General features: G+C 30.1%; 18 protein-coding genes. 12 read left to right on the top strand and 6 right to left on the bottom strand.

Annotation, left to right across the window (positions count from 1 at the left end; all coding sequences use genetic code 11):
• Positions 1-3: 3 nt before the first annotated feature.
• On the bottom strand, positions 4-879 hold the full coding sequence (locus tag ACTT88_RS03855; RefSeq protein ID WP_440908006.1) for an NAD(P)-dependent oxidoreductase: 876 nt from the start codon (positions 877-879) through the stop codon (positions 4-6).
• A gap of 11 nt (positions 880-890) precedes the next feature.
• Here ACTT88_RS03855 and ACTT88_RS03850 point away from each other — a divergent pair, with 11 nt between their 5' ends.
• From ACTT88_RS03850 to ACTT88_RS03830, 5 genes are all read left to right on the top strand, one after another.
• On the top strand, positions 891-2,099 hold the full coding sequence (locus ACTT88_RS03850) for an MFS transporter (RefSeq protein ID WP_440908005.1): 1,209 nt from the start codon (positions 891-893) through the stop codon (positions 2,097-2,099).
• A gap of 43 nt (positions 2,100-2,142) precedes the next feature.
• Positions 2,143-2,679 (top strand): DNA-directed RNA polymerase subunit omega, encoded by a 537-nt coding sequence (rpoZ, locus tag ACTT88_RS03845; protein ID WP_440908004.1) that lies wholly within the window; start codon positions 2,143-2,145, stop codon positions 2,677-2,679.
• A 22-nt stretch (positions 2,680-2,701) separates the two neighbouring features.
• Positions 2,702-3,694 (top strand): tRNA dihydrouridine(20/20a) synthase DusA, encoded by a 993-nt coding sequence (gene dusA, locus ACTT88_RS03840; protein WP_440908003.1) that lies wholly within the window; start codon positions 2,702-2,704, stop codon positions 3,692-3,694.
• A gap of 40 nt (positions 3,695-3,734) precedes the next feature.
• A complete protein-coding gene (locus ACTT88_RS03835; protein ID WP_440908002.1) occupies positions 3,735-4,520 on the top strand; it encodes a sulfite exporter TauE/SafE family protein in 786 nt (261 codons plus the stop codon).
• A 217-nt stretch (positions 4,521-4,737) separates the two neighbouring features.
• On the top strand, positions 4,738-5,841 hold the full coding sequence (locus ACTT88_RS03830; protein WP_440908001.1) for a hypothetical protein: 1,104 nt from the start codon (positions 4,738-4,740) through the stop codon (positions 5,839-5,841).
• Here ACTT88_RS03830 and ACTT88_RS03825 read toward each other — a convergent pair.
• Entirely contained in the window at positions 5,838-7,292 is a 1,455-nt protein-coding gene (locus tag ACTT88_RS03825; RefSeq protein ID WP_440908000.1) for a phosphomannomutase/phosphoglucomutase, read from the bottom strand. The genes ACTT88_RS03830 and ACTT88_RS03825 overlap by 4 nt on opposite strands.
• A gap of 180 nt (positions 7,293-7,472) precedes the next feature.
• Here ACTT88_RS03825 and ACTT88_RS03820 point away from each other — a divergent pair, with 180 nt between their 5' ends.
• Genes ACTT88_RS03820 through ACTT88_RS03810 form a run of 3 tightly spaced genes read left to right on the top strand, consistent with a single transcriptional unit; the run spans position 7,473 to position 10,590 of the window.
• The gene (locus tag ACTT88_RS03820; protein ID WP_440907999.1) at positions 7,473-9,413 is read left to right on the top strand and encodes a ribonucleoside-diphosphate reductase subunit alpha; all 1,941 of its coding nucleotides are present in this window, start codon (positions 7,473-7,475) and stop codon (positions 9,411-9,413) included.
• Positions 9,404-10,411: a ribonucleotide-diphosphate reductase subunit beta gene (locus ACTT88_RS03815; RefSeq protein ID WP_440907998.1), complete on the top strand. Its 1,008-nt coding sequence runs from the start codon at positions 9,404-9,406 to the stop codon at positions 10,409-10,411. The genes ACTT88_RS03820 and ACTT88_RS03815 overlap by 10 nt, the downstream gene beginning before the upstream one ends.
• Positions 10,412-10,416: 5 nt before the next feature.
• A complete protein-coding gene (locus tag ACTT88_RS03810) occupies positions 10,417-10,590 on the top strand; it encodes a hypothetical protein (RefSeq protein ID WP_440907997.1) in 174 nt (57 codons plus the stop codon).
• A 1-nt stretch (position 10,591) separates the two neighbouring features.
• On the opposite strand, the gene ACTT88_RS03805 is transcribed toward ACTT88_RS03810, so the two are convergent.
• From ACTT88_RS03805 to ACTT88_RS03790, 4 genes are read right to left on the bottom strand one after another with little or no spacing between them, the layout of a single operon-like run.
• The gene (locus tag ACTT88_RS03805) at positions 10,592-11,716 is read right to left on the bottom strand and encodes a bifunctional 2-methylcitrate synthase/citrate synthase (RefSeq protein ID WP_440907996.1); all 1,125 of its coding nucleotides are present in this window, start codon (positions 11,714-11,716) and stop codon (positions 10,592-10,594) included.
• Positions 11,716-12,612: a methylisocitrate lyase gene (prpB, locus tag ACTT88_RS03800; protein WP_440907995.1), complete on the bottom strand. Its 897-nt coding sequence runs from the start codon at positions 12,610-12,612 to the stop codon at positions 11,716-11,718. Before prpB ends, ACTT88_RS03805 begins: the two co-directional genes overlap by 1 nt.
• A complete protein-coding gene (locus ACTT88_RS03795; RefSeq protein WP_440907994.1) occupies positions 12,612-14,114 on the bottom strand; it encodes an MmgE/PrpD family protein in 1,503 nt (500 codons plus the stop codon). Before ACTT88_RS03795 ends, prpB begins: the two co-directional genes overlap by 1 nt.
• Positions 14,115-14,167: 53 nt before the next feature.
• On the bottom strand, positions 14,168-14,833 hold the full coding sequence (locus tag ACTT88_RS03790) for an HAD family hydrolase (RefSeq protein WP_440907993.1): 666 nt from the start codon (positions 14,831-14,833) through the stop codon (positions 14,168-14,170).
• 69 nt (positions 14,834-14,902) lie between these two features.
• Here ACTT88_RS03790 and ACTT88_RS03785 point away from each other — a divergent pair, with 69 nt between their 5' ends.
• From ACTT88_RS03785 to ACTT88_RS03770, 4 genes are all read left to right on the top strand, one after another.
• Positions 14,903-15,514, top strand: coding sequence for a DapH/DapD/GlmU-related protein (locus tag ACTT88_RS03785; RefSeq protein ID WP_440907992.1), 612 nt, complete (start codon positions 14,903-14,905; stop codon positions 15,512-15,514).
• A 3-nt stretch (positions 15,515-15,517) separates the two neighbouring features.
• The gene (gene glmS / locus ACTT88_RS03780) at positions 15,518-17,338 is read left to right on the top strand and encodes a glutamine--fructose-6-phosphate transaminase (isomerizing) (RefSeq protein WP_440907991.1); all 1,821 of its coding nucleotides are present in this window, start codon (positions 15,518-15,520) and stop codon (positions 17,336-17,338) included.
• 5 nt (positions 17,339-17,343) lie between these two features.
• Complete coding sequence (locus tag ACTT88_RS03775) at positions 17,344-18,153, top strand: FkbM family methyltransferase (protein WP_440907990.1); 810 nt, start codon at positions 17,344-17,346, stop codon at positions 18,151-18,153.
• 73 nt (positions 18,154-18,226) lie between these two features.
• The gene (locus tag ACTT88_RS03770) at positions 18,227-19,606 is read left to right on the top strand and encodes a class II 3-deoxy-7-phosphoheptulonate synthase (RefSeq protein WP_440907989.1); all 1,380 of its coding nucleotides are present in this window, start codon (positions 18,227-18,229) and stop codon (positions 19,604-19,606) included.

The following is a 19,606-nucleotide window of genomic DNA, read 5'->3' as shown; positions in this document are numbered from 1 at the left end:
ATATTATTTTTTCTTTTTTAATCGAGCAATCAAACCTGAGCTATCCCAACGATTTCCACCCATCTGTTGAACTTCAGCATAATAACCATCAATAATTTCAGTTATAGGCACAGGTGACCCGTTTTTTTTTGCTTCCTCAATTGCAATTTTTAAATCTTTTCTCATCCAATCTATAGCAAAACCATAATCAAACTTATCATCTGTCATAGTTCGGTATCTATTTTCCATCTGCCAAGATTGTGCTGCACCTTTAGATATTGTTTCCATAACTTTATCCATATCTAAACCGGCGTTAATTCCAAAATTGATTGCTTCAGATAAACCTTGGACTGTTCCAGCAATACACATTTGGTTCATCATTTTTGTTAACTGACCACTTCCACAAGGACCAATTAATTTTACTTTTTTACTATAACAATCAATTACAGGCTCAGCTTTTTTAAATACTTCTTCATCACCTCCAACCATTACTGTAAGTATTCCACCCTCAGCACCAGCTTGTCCTCCTGAAATAGGAGCATCTAAAAAACTAAACCCTTTATCATTTGCTTTTTTATTTAATTCTCTTGATACTTCTGCAGATACAGTTGAGTTATCAATAAAAATAGACCCAGCTTTTGCTGTATTAAATAATCCATTTTCCCCAGTTGCTACTTCTCTCAAATCATTGTCATTACCAACACATGTAAAAATGAAATCAGCACAATCTGCAGCTTCAGCAGGTGTATTGGCCATTTTACCTTTATATTCACCAATCCATTTTTCAGCTTTAGATTTAGTTCTATTAAAAACAGTTACATTGTGCCCGGCTTTTGATATATATCCAGCCATTGGGTAGCCCATAACCCCAAGACCTATGAAAGCAACATTACATGTCATAATTTTTTTCTATGTTTAAAAGTTTAAGTTTAAAAGTAATTGTATTTGGATTTATTTTTACATTTTTTTCAAGCTTTGGACAGAGTTTTTTTCTAGGACTATTTAGTATAAGTATAAGGGATACTCTTTCAATAAGTCATGGACAATTTGGCACAATATATGCCTCAGCAACTTTATTTAGTAGCGTTATATTTATATGGCTTGGAAAAAAAATAGATGATGTAAATGTTTTCAAATTTTCTTTATTTGTAATACCGCTTTTAGCATTTTCATGTTTTTTCTTTTCAAAAATATTTTCCGTGGCATTTTTATTTGTAGCAATATTTTTAATGAGATTTTCAGGTCAAGGTATGATGTCCCATACTGCAAGCACAACAATTTCAAGATACTTTACCAAATCAAGAGGAAAAGCTCTTAGCGCAGGTTGGTTTGGATTATCATGTGGAGAATTTATTTTACCAATTTTAATAGTTTATTTGCTTACTTTATATACTTGGCAAAACATTTGGTTAACAATTTCTCTGATAGTAATTATTTTTTTACCAATTGCCTCTTATCTTCTTGTAAAAAATTTGAATTTAGATTCTAGAGAAACAGCTAGCGATCAAAACAAAGTAGATGAAAATATAAAACAATGGACAAGACTTGAAGTTTTAAAAGATTATAGATTTTATATTATTAGCTCAAATATGCTTGCTATGCCTTGGATTGCTACAGGAGTTTTTGTTTATCAATCTTTTGTAACAAGTTCCAAGGGATGGGGTGAGTTCACTATTGCACAATCATTCATGTCTTATTCTATTTTAACAGTATCAACATTGCTGTTAGCCGGCCCATTAATTGATAAATTTAGTAGTAGAAAGCTTTTAATCTATATGAATATCCCATTATTAATTTCTACTTTTATTATTATTCTTTTTGATTCTTCAATAACAGCGTTCGTATTTCTTGGGTTAATAGGTGTATCAAATGGATTTGCTAACGTATTGGGATCATCAACTTGGGCTGAGATTTATGGTGTAAAACACATTGGTTCAATTAAAGCTTTAACGACTGCTTTGATGGTGTTTGCAACAGCATTTGGTACAGCTTTGTTTGGAGTATTAATTGATAAAGGTTTTTCTATTGAGAAAATTGCAGTTATTTCTGCTGTTTATATATTTACCTCATTAGTATTACTGTTTTTTACAAGGAAAAAATTAAATCCAGTTTATATTTAGAAAATGCTTGATTTTTTAAGATGCCAGGTATAAATAACCGCCCATGGCTAGAGTCACTGTAGAAGATTGCATAGATAAAGTGGAAAGTCCTTACGAATTAGTATTGGTTGCTAAAGAGAGAGCCACTCAATTAAATGCAGGAATAGAACCAACAATTGATAGAGATAAAGATAAAAATACAGTTATTTCATTAAGAGAAATTGCTGAAGAAAAAATTAAAGTTTCAGATTTAACTGATAGCGCCATTTACAAACTTAGAAAACATGTTGAGCAAGTTGACGACACTGCTGAAGATGATGAAGAAATAGGTGATGATTTTGAAAATTTATATAAAGGTGAAATTTCAAAAAGTGGTACTCCAATTTTACCATCTAAAAGAGCAAGAAAAACTCCAGAAAAAATTCAAGTAACAAAAGAAGATTTGGCTGAGCTATCTGAAACAGCTACGGCAGAAATTGATAATTCAGTAGGGGAAGAAACTATGAATGAGCAAGGTGAAGTTTCTTTAGATGAAGTATCAGAATCAGAAAATCAAGAAGCAGACGTATCTTCAGATGACACTGAAGCTTCAAACTCATAAAAAAATAATATAAAGTTATACCATGAATAGGAAAGTATCAGTTGCTCCTATGATGGATTGCACAGATCGTCATGAAAGATTTTTTCTTAGATTAATATCCAAAAATACTCTGCTTTATACTGAGATGGTAGTTGATGAAGCTATAAATAGAGGAGATAAAAAAAAGTTGTTGGAGTTTAATATAAATGAGAAACCTGTGGCACTTCAATTAGGAGGTTCTTCTCCAAAACTTTTAGCTGAAGCCACTAAAGTAGGCGAAGATTTTGGTTATGATGAAATTAATCTAAACTTAGGATGTCCTAGTAAAAAAGTTGAAAAAAATAGATTTGGTGCTTGTTTAATGAAAGAGCCCAATTTAGTTGCAGATTGTTTAAGTAAAATGCAATCAGTTACAAAACTACCAGTAACTATAAAAACAAGAATTGGTTACGATAATGTAGAAGATTATGAAAATTTACATAGTTTTATTTCTACCTTAAAAGCAACTGGAGTTAAAACTTTCATCATTCATGCAAGAAAAGCAATGTTAGGTAAATTTACACCTAAGCAAAATTTAAATATTCCTCCTCTAAAATACGAATATGTTTATAAATTAAAAAAAGATTTTCCAAATGAAGAGATTATTATTAATGGAGGAATAACTTCAGTAGATGAAATAAAACCTCATTTAGAAAAAACAGATGGTGTAATGATAGGAAGAGCTGCGTATCATACCCCTTATTTATTAGCAGATATTGAAAGAGAAATATTTAATAATGACAATGTTCCAAGTAGACAAGATGTAATTGAACAACTCATTCCTTATGTAAAAGAAGAATTAAAAAAAGGAACAAGATTGAATCAAATTATGAGACACACTCTTGGTTTATTTCATGGTCAAACAGGTGCAAGTTATTGGAAAAGATATTTAAGTGAAAACATGTGTGTAAGAGATGCTGACGTGAAAAAAATTGATCATATCATGGATAAAATTAAATACAATAATGTAGATACTAGAGTAGGGCAGTCTGCTTAGTTCAATATTAACAAACGAATACAGTTATATTATTTTATTAATGGCTTTAACAGCTATTCCAGTAGGTTTTGTGGCTGGATTATTTGGCATTGGAGGAGGGTTAATAACTGTTCCTTTTTTATATTTTATTTTTGGTTCTTTAGAAATTGATCCTCAATATGTTATGCACCTTGCAGTAGGAACTTCCTTTGCAATTATAATACCAACATCTACTGTTTCAGTTTTAACACATCATAAATTTAAAGCAGTTGATTTTGATATTGTAAAGAATTACGGTCTTTTTGTTGTAATTGGAGTGATTGTTGGAACTGTTTTTGCAGCTTCTCTAAAAACAAAATCTTTGGTTTTATTTTTTTCTATAATGATCTTATTTTTAGGAATTTACTTACTTTTAATAAAAGAAAAGGAGCAAAACATAATTGTTAAAATGAAATTACATTTAAAAGTAATTCTTGGTTTTCTTGTTGGGTTTATATCTGCTCCTATGGGTATAGGAGGAGCTGTAATGAATGTACCTATCCTTAAGTTTTTTGGTTATTCAATAAATAAAGCTATAGGGAGTGCATCAGCCATAGGTTTTCTAATTGCTCTATTTGGAGCAATAGGATTTCTTCTTTCAGGAAGTTTTTTAAATTCTAGTCTTCCACTAAGCATTGGTTTTATAAACATACCAGCATTTTTAATATTTATACCAATTACAACTTTCATGGCTCGGATAGGAGCTAAAACAGTACACAGTATTGATAAGAATAAAATTAGTAATTTTTTTGGAATTTTTCTTTTAGTGGTTTCGATTAAATTTTTTTACGAATACTTAAAATTATAACAAGCAAAAAAAAAGAGGTGATTTCAGTCTCCCTCCATCACCTCACGAATCCAAACTAAGTGATTCTTCAAATATTTAAGAACACTTATTAGTTGAAAATGCCTTTTATTAACTAATTTAAAATCAGACAATCTTAAGTTGTATTTAGTCTGAAAAAAAAACTCAATTTAGCCACACATAATATTTAGTGTTATTATTCTAATTGATACTTTTTAAAATGGTTTCAATAAAAGACATTAATAAAAATATTAAAAAGAATTTATTTGATCCAATAGATCAAACTAAAAATAAGATTTCCTCGCTTTTAAAAGATTTTAAAAAAAACAAGGTTAAAAAAGATTTAGCATTAAAAAAACAATTAGAAAAAGAGAAGAAAAGAGAATTAATTTTAGAAAAAAAATTAGCAAAAAAAGCTAAACAAGACGAGCTTAAAGAAGAAAGAAAGAAACTTCTTTTTCAAAAAAAATTAATCATTGAAAATGAAAAGCAAGAAAAAAAGAATGAAGAAAAAAGACAAAAAGTAGAAGCTCAAAGAATTAAAATAGAACAGAAAAAAATTAAAGATGAAGAAACCAGAAAACTTAGAGAAGAAGCCAGAAAGCTTAAAGAAGAAGATTTAAGGCTAAAAATGTTAGAGAGACAAAGAATTAGAGAAGAAAAATTTAAAATTAAAGAAGAAGAATTAAAAAATAAGGAAATTGAAGCTCAAAAGAGAAGAGATGAAAAAGAAAAAGAAAGACAAGAAAAAATAAGATTAAAAGAAATTGAAAGGAAAAATAGACTTGAGGAAGAGCAAAGATTAAGAGAGGCAGCTAGGAAGCTGAAATATGAGCAAGAAAAACTTAAAGAAATGGAAGAAAGATTAAGAGATCTAGAAACTGAAAGACAGCAAGAAATTCAAAGACAAATTTTAAAAGAAGAGGCTGAGCAAAGAGCGAAGGAAGAGGAATTAAGAATTAAAGAAAAAGAACTTAAAGAAGCTGAACGTGAGAGAATAAATAAAGAAAATGAAAGACGTCAAAGAGAAAAAGAATTGAAAATAGAGGAGGAAAGACAAAAAAGAATTGATGAAGAAAACGAGAGAATTAGATTAGCTGAAATTGCTCAAAAAGAGAGAGAAGATGAGGAAAATAGGCGAATGAAAGAATGGGAGAAAAAATTTGATGAAGAACAACGACTTAAAGAGGAGGAATTGGTTAGAAAGTTTTATAGCGATGAAATTTCTGAACAAAAACACAATCAGGATAGTGATAATTTAGAAACTAACGTTGATAAAGATAATTTAGAAAATAAAAACGATGAAGATAATTTAAAAAATTAAATTTTCTGATCATATTCACCGACCTTACCTGTTTTTTGTAACAAATCGTCAATAAAATCAAAGATTTTTTTCTTTCTTTCATCTGATGTTGGGCTTTCAGTGACAATAACTAAAGATGGTTTGTTTGAAGAAGCCCTTATAAGCCCCCAAGAACCATCTTCGAATGAAAACCTAACTCCATTAACAGTTAAAATGTCATTAATAACTTGGCCATCCACTTCAGTTTTTTTTTCTTTTAAATTTTTAATTTGTTTAACAAGCTCTTCAACAACAATATACTTCTCTTCATCTTTGCAAAAAGGTGCCATAGTTGGTGTTTGAAATGTATTAGGTAATTCACTAATAATTTCACTCATTTTTTTATTTTGATTATATAATAGGTTGCACACTTGAATTGCTGAGTTAATTCCATCATCATAACCATATCCTAAAGGTTGATTAAAAAAGAAATGACCACTTTTTTCAAAACCAGCTAATGCTTTTTCAGTGTTCACTTTTCTTTTAATATGAGAATGACCCGTTTTCCAATAAATTGTTTCACAATTGTTTTCTAATAAGATTTTATCTTTTGTAAATAAACCCGTTGATTTTACATCAACCACAAACTTTGAATTTTTATGTTTACTTGACAAATTTCTAGCTATTAAAAGACCTATTTTATCTGAAAATATTTCATTGCCCTTATCATCAATAACCCCAACTCTATCTCCATCACCATCAAATCCAAAACCTATATCTGCATTATTCTCTTTAACTACTTTTGCTATTTCGTGAAGCATTTCTAGATCTTCAGGATTTGGGTTGTACTTTGGAAAATTCCAATCTAGGTTACAATCCAACTCTATTACTTCACACCCGATACCTCTTAGAATGTCTGGGGCAAAAACACCCGCTGTACCATTCCCACAAGCCACAACAGCTTTTATTTTTTTCTTAATTTTATTTCTACTAATTAAGTCTTCCTTATAAATTTTATCAAAATTTTTTATTTGTTTTTCATTACCTTTACCTTTTGTAAATTTTTCATTTAAGGTAATTTCTTTTAATTCTTTCATTTCTTCAGGCGCATGAGTGAGTCCTTTTTTGATTCCCATTTTCACACCAGTCCAACCATTTTCATTATGACTAGCTGTAACCATAGCAACTGCATCTGCATCTAAATTAAATTGTGCAAAATAAACCATTGGTGATAACGACAGGCCAATATCTTCTATATTGCATCCAGTAGATAATAATCCCTTTTTAAGAGCTGTTTTTATTTCTTCACTATAAGAACGATAATCATGCCCAACTATGATTCTGGGATTATCTTTTTTAGTATGTATTTTTATCTGTGTTCCAAGGCCTTTTCCTAGATTCTCTATTCCAGATTGGTTTATATCTTTCTCATACAACCATCGAGCGTCATATTCCCTAAAGCCAAATGGGTCTATTTTTATGTTTTGATTCATTACCTATTTTCTTACTCTTTTTTTGTTAATTTCTTGCAAAAAAATTTATTTTTTTATTGATTATCATTTTGTCGCGTTCTATAAATGTTCTATTGTACAAAAGTTTATATAGTATATTTACGATAAACGCCTACAACATATAGTTGTTTTCGTACTAATAACAAAATATAATTAAAATTTATGAATAAGATTCTTTCTCAAGCCCTCAAAAAAGCTGTCTCTGAATATAGCCCAGAAGTTAAGGAAGTTTCTAGGATAAATAAGCCCGATCTTTTCTCATTAAATAATGAAACAGAATTATTTCAAAATGACAAAGGTATCATAATTAAAATTGATCGTTCGAAAGATGCAAATCTTACAGACTTTGGTAAAGCAACTTTAAAAGATAGATACTTAGGTTTAAACGAATCTTATCAAGACTTATTTGCAAGAGTAGCAAGTACTTATGCAGATGATAATTTACATGCTCAAAGAATTTATAATTACATTAGTAACCTTTGGTTCATGCCAGCGACACCAGTGTTATCAAACGGTGGTACAAAAAGAGGATTACCTATTTCATGTTTTTTAAATGAAGCATCTGATAGCTTAGGAGGCATTCTTGATTTATGGAGTGAGAATGTTTGGTTAGCAGCGAAGGGTGGAGGAATTGGAAGTTACTGGGGCAACCTAAGATCTATAGGTGAAAAAATAGGAAGAGTTGGAAAAACTTCTGGAATAATTCCTTTTATAAAAGTTATGGACTCTTTAACAATGGCTATCAGTCAAGGATCATTAAGAAGAGGTTCTGCAGCATGTTATCTTCCAATTGATCATCCCGAGATAGAAGAGTTTATTGAAATGAGAAGACCTACTGGTGGTGATCCAAATAGAAAAGCATTAAATTTACATCATGGTGTTTTAGTTTCGGATGCGTTTATGAGAGCTGTAGAAACGGATGAACAATGGGCTTTAAAAAGTCCCGCTGATGGATCCATACAACAAACTATTTCAGCAAGAAATTTATGGATTAGATTATTAACTGCAAGAATAGAAACAGGAGAGCCATATATTATTTATATTGATACTGTTAATAGACAAATTCCACAGCACCACAAGTTAGCAAACCTTACAGTTAAAACTTCAAATTTGTGTAGTGAAATAACCTTACCAACAGGAATTGATAAAGATGGAAGAGACAGAACTGCAGTATGTTGTTTATCTTCTTTAAATTTAGAAAAATATGATGAATGGAAAGATGATCCAGACATGATTAATGATGTTATGAGATTTTTGGATAACGTTTTATCTGATTTTATTAACAAAGCTCCTGATCAGTTTAAAGATGCAAAATATTCAGCAGAAAGAGAAAGAAGTGTTGGTTTGGGTGTAATGGGTTTTCACTCTTTCTTACAAAAAAATAGAATTCCACTTGAGTCAGTAATGGCAAAATCATGGAATAAAAAAATATTTAAAAATATTGATGAAAAAGTAAATCAGGCATCTAAAGATTTAGCTGAAGAGAGAGGCGCTTGTCCAGATGCAGCTGAGTATGGTTACAAAGAAAGATTTTCTAATAAGACAGCAATCGCTCCAACAGCATCAATTTCAATTATTTGTGGTGGAGCATCTCCAGGAGTAGAGCCTATTGCAGCAAACAGCTATACTCATAAAACTCTGTCAGGTTCTTTTAATGTCAGAAATAGATATCTAGAAGAAATACTACAAAATCATGGTAAAAATGATGATGAAACTTGGTCTACTATTACTACTAATCAAGGGTCTGTTAGCCATTTAGATTTTTTAACTGATTTAGAAAAAGATGTATTTAAAACAGCATTTGAGCTTAATCAAAATTGGATAATTGAACTTAGTGGAGACAGAACTCCTTATATTTCACAAGCTCAATCAGTAAATTTATTTTTACCAGCAGATGTTCATAAAAAAGAGTTACACAAAATTCATTTTGATGCATGGAAGAAAGGCTTAAAAAGTCTTTATTACTGTAGATCAAAATCAATTCAGAGAGCTGAAAATATTAATGATGCTAAATCAACTGATATTACAGCAAATGTTTATAAATCTAAAAATCAACAATCTAACGAGCAGCCAGAATACGAGGAGTGTTTATCATGTCAGTAGCAGAAAAAATTAATAAAGAAATTATTCAACCAAAAAAGATGGGTCTATTAGTAGAAAACCCTGTGTACAAACCTTTTAGATATCCATGGTGTTATGATGCATGGTTAACTCAACAAAGAATTCATTGGTTGCCAGAAGAGGTACCTTTGGGAGATGATGTTAGAGATTGGCAAAAAAACCTGTCTGAACCAGAAAAAAATCTATTAACACAAATTTTTAGATTTTTTACTCAAGCCGATGTAGAAGTTAATAATTGTTATTTGAGACATTACACAACTGTATTTAAACCAACAGAAGTATTAATGATGATGACAGCATTTGCTGCAATGGAAACAGTTCATGTAGCTGCTTATTCTCATCTTTTAGATACTATTGGTATGCCTGAGTCAGAATACTCTGCTTTCATGAAATACAAAGAGATGAAAGACAAGTACGATTACATGCAGGGCTTCAATGTAAATTCTAAAGAGGATATTGCAAAAACAGTTGCAGTGTTTAGTGCGTTTACAGAAGGATTGCAGTTGTTTGCAAGTTTTGCAATTTTATTGAATTTTCCAAGACACAATAAAATGAAAGGAATGGGGCAGATAGTTACTTGGTCCGTAAGAGATGAAACACTTCATTGTAATTCTATGATCAGAATTTTTAAAGAGTTTATAAAAGAAAATCCTGAAATCTGGACGCCTAAACTTAAAAAAGAACTTTATGAAGCTTGTAGAATAATTGTTGAGCATGAAGACGCTTTTATTGATTTAGCTTTTGAAATGGGTCCAATGGAAGGTTTAACTGCCCAAGAAGTTAAAGATTATATTAGGTTCATTGCGAATAGACGACTTATTCAATTGGGATTAGAACCAATTTATGATGTTCAAAAAAATCCACTAACTTGGTTGGATACAATGCTAAATGCAGTTGAGCATATGAATTTTTTCGAAGGTAGAGCAACTGAATATTCTAAAGCATCAACGCAGGGTACATGGGCTGAAGCTTTTAGTTAAAACAAATGTTTAAAAAATATTATATAATATTTTTTTTTCTAATATTAACAGGTTGTAATACGGTAACAGGAACTATTGAAGGGACTGCCCTTGGAGTAGTTAAAGATGTTAAAAGCACCTATCATTACACAACTTGTGTATTTACAGATGTAACTTGTGGTGATTTAGACTTAGACTAAATTATCTTTGATTTAACTGCATCACTTTTCGATGCTTGCTACCTTTGTAACTAGCTAAAGGTCTAATAAGTTTATTAGCAGCATGTTGCTCCATTATATGAGCAGACCAACCAGTAATTCTTGAAATTACAAATATTGGAGTAAAAAAATCAGTTTCAAATCCCATTAAATGATAAGTAGGTCCTGTAGGATAGTCTACATTTGGATATATGTTTTTTTCTTTTATCATTACCCTTTCAACAATATCGTAAATTTTCTCGAATTTTTTATCTTTCTTAATTTTTGCAACTTTTGCAAAATATTTCCTCATGGTTGGAACTCTAGAATCACCTGATTTATAAACCCTATGCCCAAATCCCATCACCACCTCTTTATTTTTCAAGGCGTTGTTAATCCATTTTAAGGCATTTTCAGGCTTTTTAATTTTGTTCATCATATGCATAACTTCCTCATTAGCTCCACCGTGAAGAGGGCCTTTTAAACTGGCGATTGCACCTGTTATTGCTCCATGTATATCAGATAAACTGCTAGTGATTGTTCTTGCCGTAAATGTAGAAACATTAAAACTATGTTCCGCATATAATATTAATGATACATCAAAAGCCTTAACAATTTCTTTTTGAGGTACTTTTCCAAAACACATATAGAAAAAGTTTTCAGCAAAAGTTAAAGTTTTTTTTGGTTTAATAATTTTTTTCCCTTTCCTTATTCGGTAAAAAGCAGCAAGTGCTGTAGGAGTTTTTGCAAAAATTCTTAGTGCTTTTCTCATATTTGCTTCAGGTGAAGAGTCAGTAGTCTCTTTATCTTCCAATCCCATTACGCTTACAGCAGTCCTAGCTACGTCCATCGGATGAGATTTTTTTGGCATATGCCTAATAATCTCATATAAATTTTTAGTTAACTCCCTATGATTTCTTTCTTCTTTCTCAAATTTTCTAAGTTCAAGAGTATTTGGTAAATCTTTATTTAAAATTAAATATGCGACCTCCTCAAATCTACAATACTCACACAAATCTTGAGCAGCATACCCTCTATAAGTAAGCGAGTTAATCTCAGGCATTACTTTTGAAACCTCTGTTTCATCAACAACAATGCCTAGTAATCCCTTCTTGATATCATCACTCATTATTCATGTCCTTCTGTACTAAAATTATAAATTTTTTCATCCAATGAATTGTATTTTTCATAATCAACTAATTCATAAAGTCTTTTTCTAGTTTGCATTTTATCAATTATATTGTTTTGGTGTCCATTTGCATAAATGTCTCTTAATCCATCTTCTACATTTTTCATAGCCAATCTTTGTGTGGTAACTGGATAAATCACAATATTATATCCAAAATTTTCTAATTCTTTGTAAGTAAATAATTTCGATTTACCAAATTCAGTCATATTAGCTAACAAGTAACCAGACAATTCTTTACGAACTTTTTCAAAATCTTTTTCATCTTCAAGAGCTTCTGGGAAAATAATTTCAGCACCAGCATCAATGTAGGCTTTGCATCTTTCAATCATTTTATCTAAACCTTCAACACTTTTAGCATCTGAACGTGCAATAATTTTAAAATTTTGATCTTTTTTAGTAGCAACACATTCTTTAATTTTTTTAACCATAGTGTCGGTCGAAATAAGTTCTTTATTATCAAGATGCCCACATCTTTTTCTTTCAATCTGATCCTCTAAGTGGACACCTGTTATTCCAAATTCTTCAAATGTTTCTATGGTTTCTTTACAAGATTTAAATCCTGTATCGATATCAACTATTGTTGGAAGATTAGTTACTCTCGAAATTAGATAAGATCTTGTGCTAACATCTTGAAGAGTTGTTAAGCCAATATCGGGAAAACCAAGATCATTAGCCATTACTCCACCGGATACATAAACTGCATCATATCCAATTTCTTCTATTAGCTTTGCTGTCAAAGGATTGTATGCACCCGGAACTCTTAATATTTTATTTGATTTTAATTTTTGATCAAAATCTAATCTTTTTTGACTTGGTTCTTTTTCTACAAAGTGCATTAAAAAATTCCCTTTTTATTATTTCTTTTTAATTTATTTCTTCTTACTTCAATATTCAATTTATGAAGTTGACCTGATTTTAAATTTCTTAAATTTTGTACTGTTTTTAAAAAACGATCGCTTTCTTTTTTATCCAAAATACCCTCAGTTAAAGTTAAAAATTTATTTATATAATTTTCTCTCTTAAACGGTCTCGCTCCATATGGATGTGCGTCTGCTCTATCAAGTTCCTCTGTTATTTTTTTTCCATTGTTAAGTGTTACAACTACTTTAGCTCCAAAAGCTTTATTTTTTGGATTTGGATCATGATATTTCTTTGTCCATTTTTTATCTTCATATGTTTTAATTGATCTCCAAATTTTAATTGTACTTTTTCTATTCGCTCTTGCTTTAGTATAAGATTTAACATGATGCCAATCTCCGTCTTCTAAAGCTACAGCAAATATATACATTATAGAATGATCTAATGTTTCTCTACTAGCCTTGGGATCCATTTTTTGTGGATCATTAGCGCCTGTCCCAATTACATAATGAGTGTGATGACTTGTAAAGATATCAATTTTTTTAATAAGATTTAAATTAGGTATTTTTGTTTTTAATTTTTTAGCTAGATCTATTAAAGCTTGTGATTGGTATTCAGCAGAATATTCTTTTGTATATGTCTCTAAAATAGCTTTTTTACTTTCACCTTTCTTTGGTAATGGGACTTTATATTTAGCTTTTTTACCATCTAGTATTCTTGCTATAACACTATCTTCACCTTCATAAATTGGACTTGGAGCACCTTCACCTCTCATAGTTCTATCTACAGCTTCGATAGCAAGCTTACCAGCATGAGCAGGAGCATAAGCTTTCCAACTTGAAATTTCTCCTTTTCTAGATTGTCTTGTAGATATTGATGTATGTAATGCCTGTTGAACAGCTTGATATATAGATTCAGTATTTAATTTTAGCATTGTTCCTAATCCAGCAGCAACACTAGGACCTAAATGAGCGATGTGATCAACTTTATGCTTATGCAAACAAATACCTTTGACTAAATTTACCTGAACTTCATATGCAGTAATTATTCCCCTTAATAAATCCAATCCACTTTTTTTGTTTTGTTGTGCTACACTTATAAGAGGAGGAATGTTGTCACCTGGATGACTATAATCTGCAGCTAAGAAAGTATCATGAAAATCTAATTCTCTAACAGCTGTACCATTTGACCATGCTGCCCATTCACAATCAAATTTTAATTTTGAGTTTACACCAAATAAAGTTGCACCATTTTTTCTAAGGTGTCTTAAAGCCATTTCTCTAGATGAGATTACTGGCTTTCTATTTAATGAAGCAATTGCAACAGCAGCATTATCAATAATTCTATTGATAACCATCTCAATAGCATCTTTATTTAATTTAGCATTATCGCTTGCTATCTCTGCAATTTTCCATGCAAGCTGTTTCTTCTTTGGAAGATTAATTTTTGATGGATATACTTTAACTGTGTGTAATAGCAAAATTACTCCTTATTTGTGATTTTGTTTTAATAGTTAAAATAAATTAATCAATATTAAAGATATTCTGATACTATTTTCTCAATGCCTACAAAGTCTTTTATAATGTGATTATGATAAATATCTTCAGATCTTTTTTCTGTATATCCATATTTTAGTAATATTATTGGAATTTCAGCAGCCTTAGCAGCATTTGCATCTGTTTCACTGTCACCAATCATCAATGATTTATTTTTATCACCATCTAATATTTCTATAGTAGTTGTTAAATGTCGAGGGTCTGGTTTGCAATATTCAAAAGTATTATAGCCTGCAACATATTCAAAATAATCATAAATTCCGATTTTTTTTAAAAGATCAACTGCTAGGTGTTCAGTTTTATTAGTGCATACTGCCATAGAAATATTTTCATTTTTACACCAATTTAAAAATTCCTTAACACCATTAATTAATTTACTTTCATGTAAAATATTTTTTCCATAATAAGATAGAAATTCATCAGTCATTTCGTTTTGAATTTTTTCATCAAACCACTTCCATTGACCATTAGCTTTTGCCATCATAGCTTTAGCACCTTTGCCAACAGCATTTTTTAGTTCTCCTAAAGTTTTAGTAGGGTATCCAAATTTTTTCATTACGTGATTATGAGCACGTATCAAATCTGGAGCTGTATCCACTAAAGTACCGTCTAAATCAAATAAAATTGTAAATTTTTGTTTCATTTTAAAAGTATTTTAAAGAAATAAATTGTGAATTAATCAATATATATACTTAATGTAAATCAATTCTAAATGGAAGTTTTAAATCAAAAAAAACTTAGAGAAAAATTTATTAAGTCAGGTGTAAAGATGATAGGTCCTGAAACTATTTTTTTTTCAAAAGATACAAAGATTGGAAGTAACGTAACTATAGAACCTTATGTGGTTATCGGCTCTAAGGTTAAAATTGGGAATAATGTAATTATAAAATCTTTTTCACATTTAGAATCATGTAAAATTGAAAATAAAGTTGAGATTGGTCCATATGCCAGAATAAGACCTAATACAATTTTAAAAGAAGGATCTAAAGTAGGTAATTTTGTAGAGATTAAAAAAAGTACTTTAGGAAATAAATCTAAAGTTAATCATTTGTCTTATGTAGGAGATGCTCAAATTGGAAAATCAGTGAACATTGGAGCAGGAACAATTACTTGTAATTATGATGGAGTAAATAAAAATAAGACAAAAATTAAAGACAAAGTATTTATAGGCTCAAACTCTTCTTTAGTTGCTCCAATTACCATAAACAAAGATAGTATTGTTGGAGCTGGATCAGTAATTACCAAGAATGTTAAAAAAAAATCTTTAGCACTTACAAGATCGCCACAATTAGAAGTTAAGAATTACAAAAGAAAGAAAAAATAATTTATGTGTGGAATTATTGGCATATCAAGTAACAAACCTGTTTCTGCAAATATAATTAATTCATTAAAAAAATTAGAGTACAGAGGATATGACTCAGCAGGAATAGCCACACTTTCAGATGGTGAAATCAATGAAGTAAAATCAGAGGGAAGAGTTGATAACTTAGAAAATAATTTTGATTTAAAAAACTTAAGAGGAAATATTGGTATAGGTCATGTAAGATGGGCAACTCATGGAATTCCAAATAGTTTAAATGCTCATCCTCATTCTTCTCACAACGTATCTGTAGTTCATAATGGAATTATTGAAAACTCTACAATATTAAAAAAACATTTAATTAACAAAGGTCATAACTTCAAATCACAGACAGATACAGAAGTAATTGTTCATTTAATAACAGAACATTTAAAGACTTCAGAATTAGAAGAAGCCATCACAAAAACTTTAAAACAACTTCATGGTAGTTTTGCTCTTGGAATTGTTTTTAAAGATATGCCAGACTTAATAGTTGGTGCTAGAAGAGGATCACCCTTAGCTGTTGGTTATGGTCCAAATGAAAACTATTTAGGATCAGATTCCTATGCTTTAAAATCTATGACAAATAAAATTACTTATCTTGATGATGGTGAATTTTGCATTGTTAAAAAAGATCAAGTTCTTTTTTTTAACGATGAAGGAAAAAAAATTAATAAAAAAATATTAGAACTATCATTAGATCAAGCAAATTACGACAAAGGTGACTTTAAACATTTCATGGCAAAAGAAATTGAAGAGCAACCACTAACAATTAAAACTGGAATTAAGGAATATGTAGATAATGTAAATAAAGACATAAATATTTTTAATTTTCCTTGGAAAATTGAAGAAATTAATTCAATCACCTTAATAGGATGTGGAACAGCTTATCACTCTTGCTTAATGGCAAAATATTGGTTTGAAGAACTTACAAATTTAGACGTTAATATAGATATAGCGTCAGAATTTAGATATAGAAAAAATAGATTTAAAAAAGATAGTCTATATATCTTTGTTTCACAATCTGGGGAAACAGCAGATACTTATGCAGCTTTAGATATATGTAACAAAAACAGCATGAAAACATGTGCTGTTGTTAATGTAATCGAAAGCTCAATAGCAAGAGATTCCAATTTTGTTTTACCAATTCATTGTGGTCCTGAAATTGGGGTTGCATCAACAAAAGCATTTCTAGGTCAAATACTAGTTTTGTATATTTTAGCTTTAAAACTTGGGTCGTTAAGAAAGGAAATTGAGAAAAAAGAATACCAAGAAAAAATTAAAGACCTAAAAGCTTTGCCTGGCTTAATAGAGAAAACATTGCTTCATGATAATGATATCCAGGCAATATCTTCAACATTTAATGAAGCTAAAGGTTCAATGTTTTTGGGGAGGGGTTATTCATACCCGATAGCGTTAGAAGGAGCGTTAAAACTAAAAGAACTTTCATATGTTCATGCTGAGGGATATCCTGCAGGTGAAATGAAGCATGGACCTTTGGCTTTAATAGAAGAGGGTATGCCAGTGGTCGTCTTAGCCCCAAGAGATAATTATTACAAAAAAACTATTTCTAACATGCAAGAAGTTATTGCTAGAGGTGCTAAAGTTTTATTGATTACAAATAAAAGTAAGGATGAAATAATCTCTGAGAATATTTGGGAAACTATTGAAGTTGAAAATACAAATGATGATTTACTTCCTTTTCTTCTAACAATACCTTTACAAAAACTAGCTTACTATTCAGCATTGAAAAAAGGTTACGATATAGATAAACCTAGAAATTTAGCAAAATCAGTAACCGTCGAGTAACTCAATTGAAAAAATTAGATTTTTGGAAAATTACAGTCCATGCGATTAAAAATAAATTTTCTATTTATAAAGTTTTAGAAGCAGCAAAAAATAAAGAATTACTAATACCTGAAGATGAAAAAATACTTCTTAATTTTATTAACTATATTAAAAATTTAAAAAAAAATCATCATGCACAAATATTTCAAGATATTTTTGCATCTTTTATTGTGCAAAATAATTTTAAAAAAACATTTTTAGAATTTGGTGCAACTGATGGAATTAGTCTTTCAAATACTTACTTACTTGAAAAAGAATTAGGTTGGTCTGGAATTTTAGCTGAGCCTGATATTCAATGGCATGAAGTCTTAAGAAAAAATCGTCCTAAAACTAAAATTATTACGCAATGTATCTGGAAAAAATCAAATGAAAAATTGAAATTTTTTTCATCTAGTCAAGGAGTTCTCTCTACCTTAGAGGATTTTAAATTTAGTGATAAAGAAACTATGCCAGATAATTCAAATAACAGAAATATATCTGGTAAAAATATAATTGTTGAAACAATTTCATTAAATGATGTGGTAACAAAATATTTTGATGGTATAAGTCCTTCTTATATTTCTATAGATACAGAAGGTTCAGAGTTTGAAATATTGAATTCATTTAATTTTTCAAAGTTTAAACCAGCTGTATTTACAGTTGAGCATAATTTTACAAAATTGCAGCAAAAAATAGATGAATTGATGGTAAAAAATAACTATTCAAGAATTTTCCGTAAACTCACTTCTTTTGACGCATGGTATATCTCTGATGATGCACTAAATAAATTAAAATAAATAAAGCCAATTAAAGTAATCACATCAATCTTGTAAAATTTTATATCTCTGTTAAAACACTTCTAGGTTGAATATGAAAAGTTGGAAAAAAAATAGTTGGAGAAAATATCCTGTTAAACACATACCAGATTATCCAGACAAAAAGGGATTGGATAAGGTTTTAGATAAGATAGGAACTTTTCCTCCGTTAGTATTTGCAGGTGAAACAAGACATCTTAAAGATCAGTTAGCTGATGTTGTAGATGGAAAAGCATTTTTACTTCAAGGTGGAGACTGTGCAGAAAGTTTTGCAGAATTTAACCCAGATAATATTAGAGATACATTTAAACTTATGTTGCAAATGTCATTAGTTTTGACTTATTCAGCATCCTTACCTGTTGTTAAAGTTGGAAGAATAGCAGGACAGTTTTCAAAACCTAGAAGTGCACCAACAGAAATAAAAGATGGAGTAGAGCTTCCAAGTTATTTAGGTGACAATATTAATGGTATGGAATTTAATGAAAAAGCAAGAGTTCCAGATCCTAAAAGATTATTTAAAGCTTATTCTCAATCAGCAGCAACCCTTAATCTTATTAGAGCTTTTTCAAAAGGAGGTTTTGCAGATTTAAATAAAGTCCACTTATGGAATTTAGATTACATTAAACAAAGCCCGCAAGCTAAAAAATTCAAGGATCTTGAAGATAAAATTGCTGATGCTATTGCTTTTATGAGAGCATGTGGAATTACTTCAGATTTTAATAATAGATTGTACACAGTAAATTTTTGGACATCACATGAAGCTTTACTACTACCTTTCGAGGAGTCAATGACCAGAACAGATTCTACCACTGGTGAAAATCATGATACATCTGCTCATTTTGTTTGGATAGGAGATAGAACTAGACAATTAGACGGAGGACATGTCGAATTTTGTAGAGGTATAGAAAATCCAATTGGAATTAAATGTGGACCAACCTTAAAGGCTGATGATTTAATTAATCTTTGTAATAGAATTAATCCAAAAAATGAAAAGGGTAAAATTACTTTAATATCAAGATTTGGAGCAGATAATGTATCAAAATTTTTACCAAAATTAATTAGAGCAATAAAAAAAGAGGGATTAAATGTGATTTGGTCGTGTGATCCTTGTCATGGAAATACAATCAAAGCAGCAACAGGGTTCAAAACAAGACCATTCAACAGTGTTTTAAAAGAAGTAAAAGAGGTTTTTGCATGCCATCAAAGTGAGGGAAGTTATGCAGGAGGTCTACATATTGAATTAACTGGACAAGATGTAACTGAATGTATAGGAGGTGCTCAAAAAATATCTGAAAAAGATTTATCTTCTAGATACCACACTCACTGTGATCCAAGACTTAATGGAAATCAAGCTTTAGAATTAGCATTTTTAATATCAGATGAGATTAAAAAGAATAGCTCGTATTCAAAAAATGCAGACAGAGCGGCATCTTAA

Origin of the sequence: Candidatus Pelagibacter sp., assembly GCF_052046145.1 — a bacterium.
In the GTDB taxonomy this organism is placed as follows: domain Bacteria; phylum Pseudomonadota; class Alphaproteobacteria; order Pelagibacterales; family Pelagibacteraceae; genus Pelagibacter.
Note: the sequence above shows the minus strand (reverse complement) of the source record. Positions and strands in the feature narration are given on the sequence as shown.

Bases quoted from the DNA above. Each gene is read 5' to 3' on its own strand.
- ACTT88_RS03855 (WP_440908006.1), bottom strand. From the start codon at position 879: ATGACATGTAATGTTGCTTTCATAGGTCTTGGGGTTATGGGCTACCCA.
- ACTT88_RS03850 (WP_440908005.1), top strand. From the start codon at position 891: ATGTTTAAAAGTTTAAGTTTAAAAGTAATTGTATTTGGATTTATTTTT.
- rpoZ (WP_440908004.1), top strand. From the start codon at position 2,143: ATGGCTAGAGTCACTGTAGAAGATTGCATAGATAAAGTGGAAAGTCCT.
- dusA (WP_440908003.1), top strand. From the start codon at position 2,702: ATGAATAGGAAAGTATCAGTTGCTCCTATGATGGATTGCACAGATCGT.
- ACTT88_RS03835 (WP_440908002.1), top strand. From the start codon at position 3,735: ATGGCTTTAACAGCTATTCCAGTAGGTTTTGTGGCTGGATTATTTGGC.
- ACTT88_RS03830 (WP_440908001.1), top strand. From the start codon at position 4,738: ATGGTTTCAATAAAAGACATTAATAAAAATATTAAAAAGAATTTATTT.
- ACTT88_RS03825 (WP_440908000.1), bottom strand. From the start codon at position 7,292: ATGAATCAAAACATAAAAATAGACCCATTTGGCTTTAGGGAATATGAC.
- ACTT88_RS03820 (WP_440907999.1), top strand. From the start codon at position 7,473: ATGAATAAGATTCTTTCTCAAGCCCTCAAAAAAGCTGTCTCTGAATAT.
- ACTT88_RS03815 (WP_440907998.1), top strand. From the start codon at position 9,404: ATGTCAGTAGCAGAAAAAATTAATAAAGAAATTATTCAACCAAAAAAG.
- ACTT88_RS03810 (WP_440907997.1), top strand. From the start codon at position 10,417: ATGTTTAAAAAATATTATATAATATTTTTTTTTCTAATATTAACAGGT.
- ACTT88_RS03805 (WP_440907996.1), bottom strand. From the start codon at position 11,716: ATGAGTGATGATATCAAGAAGGGATTACTAGGCATTGTTGTTGATGAA.
- prpB (WP_440907995.1), bottom strand. From the start codon at position 12,612: ATGCACTTTGTAGAAAAAGAACCAAGTCAAAAAAGATTAGATTTTGAT.
- ACTT88_RS03790 (WP_440907993.1), bottom strand. From the start codon at position 14,833: ATGAAACAAAAATTTACAATTTTATTTGATTTAGACGGTACTTTAGTG.
- ACTT88_RS03785 (WP_440907992.1), top strand. From the start codon at position 14,903: ATGGAAGTTTTAAATCAAAAAAAACTTAGAGAAAAATTTATTAAGTCA.
- glmS (WP_440907991.1), top strand. From the start codon at position 15,518: ATGTGTGGAATTATTGGCATATCAAGTAACAAACCTGTTTCTGCAAAT.
- ACTT88_RS03770 (WP_440907989.1), top strand. From the start codon at position 18,227: ATGAAAAGTTGGAAAAAAAATAGTTGGAGAAAATATCCTGTTAAACAC.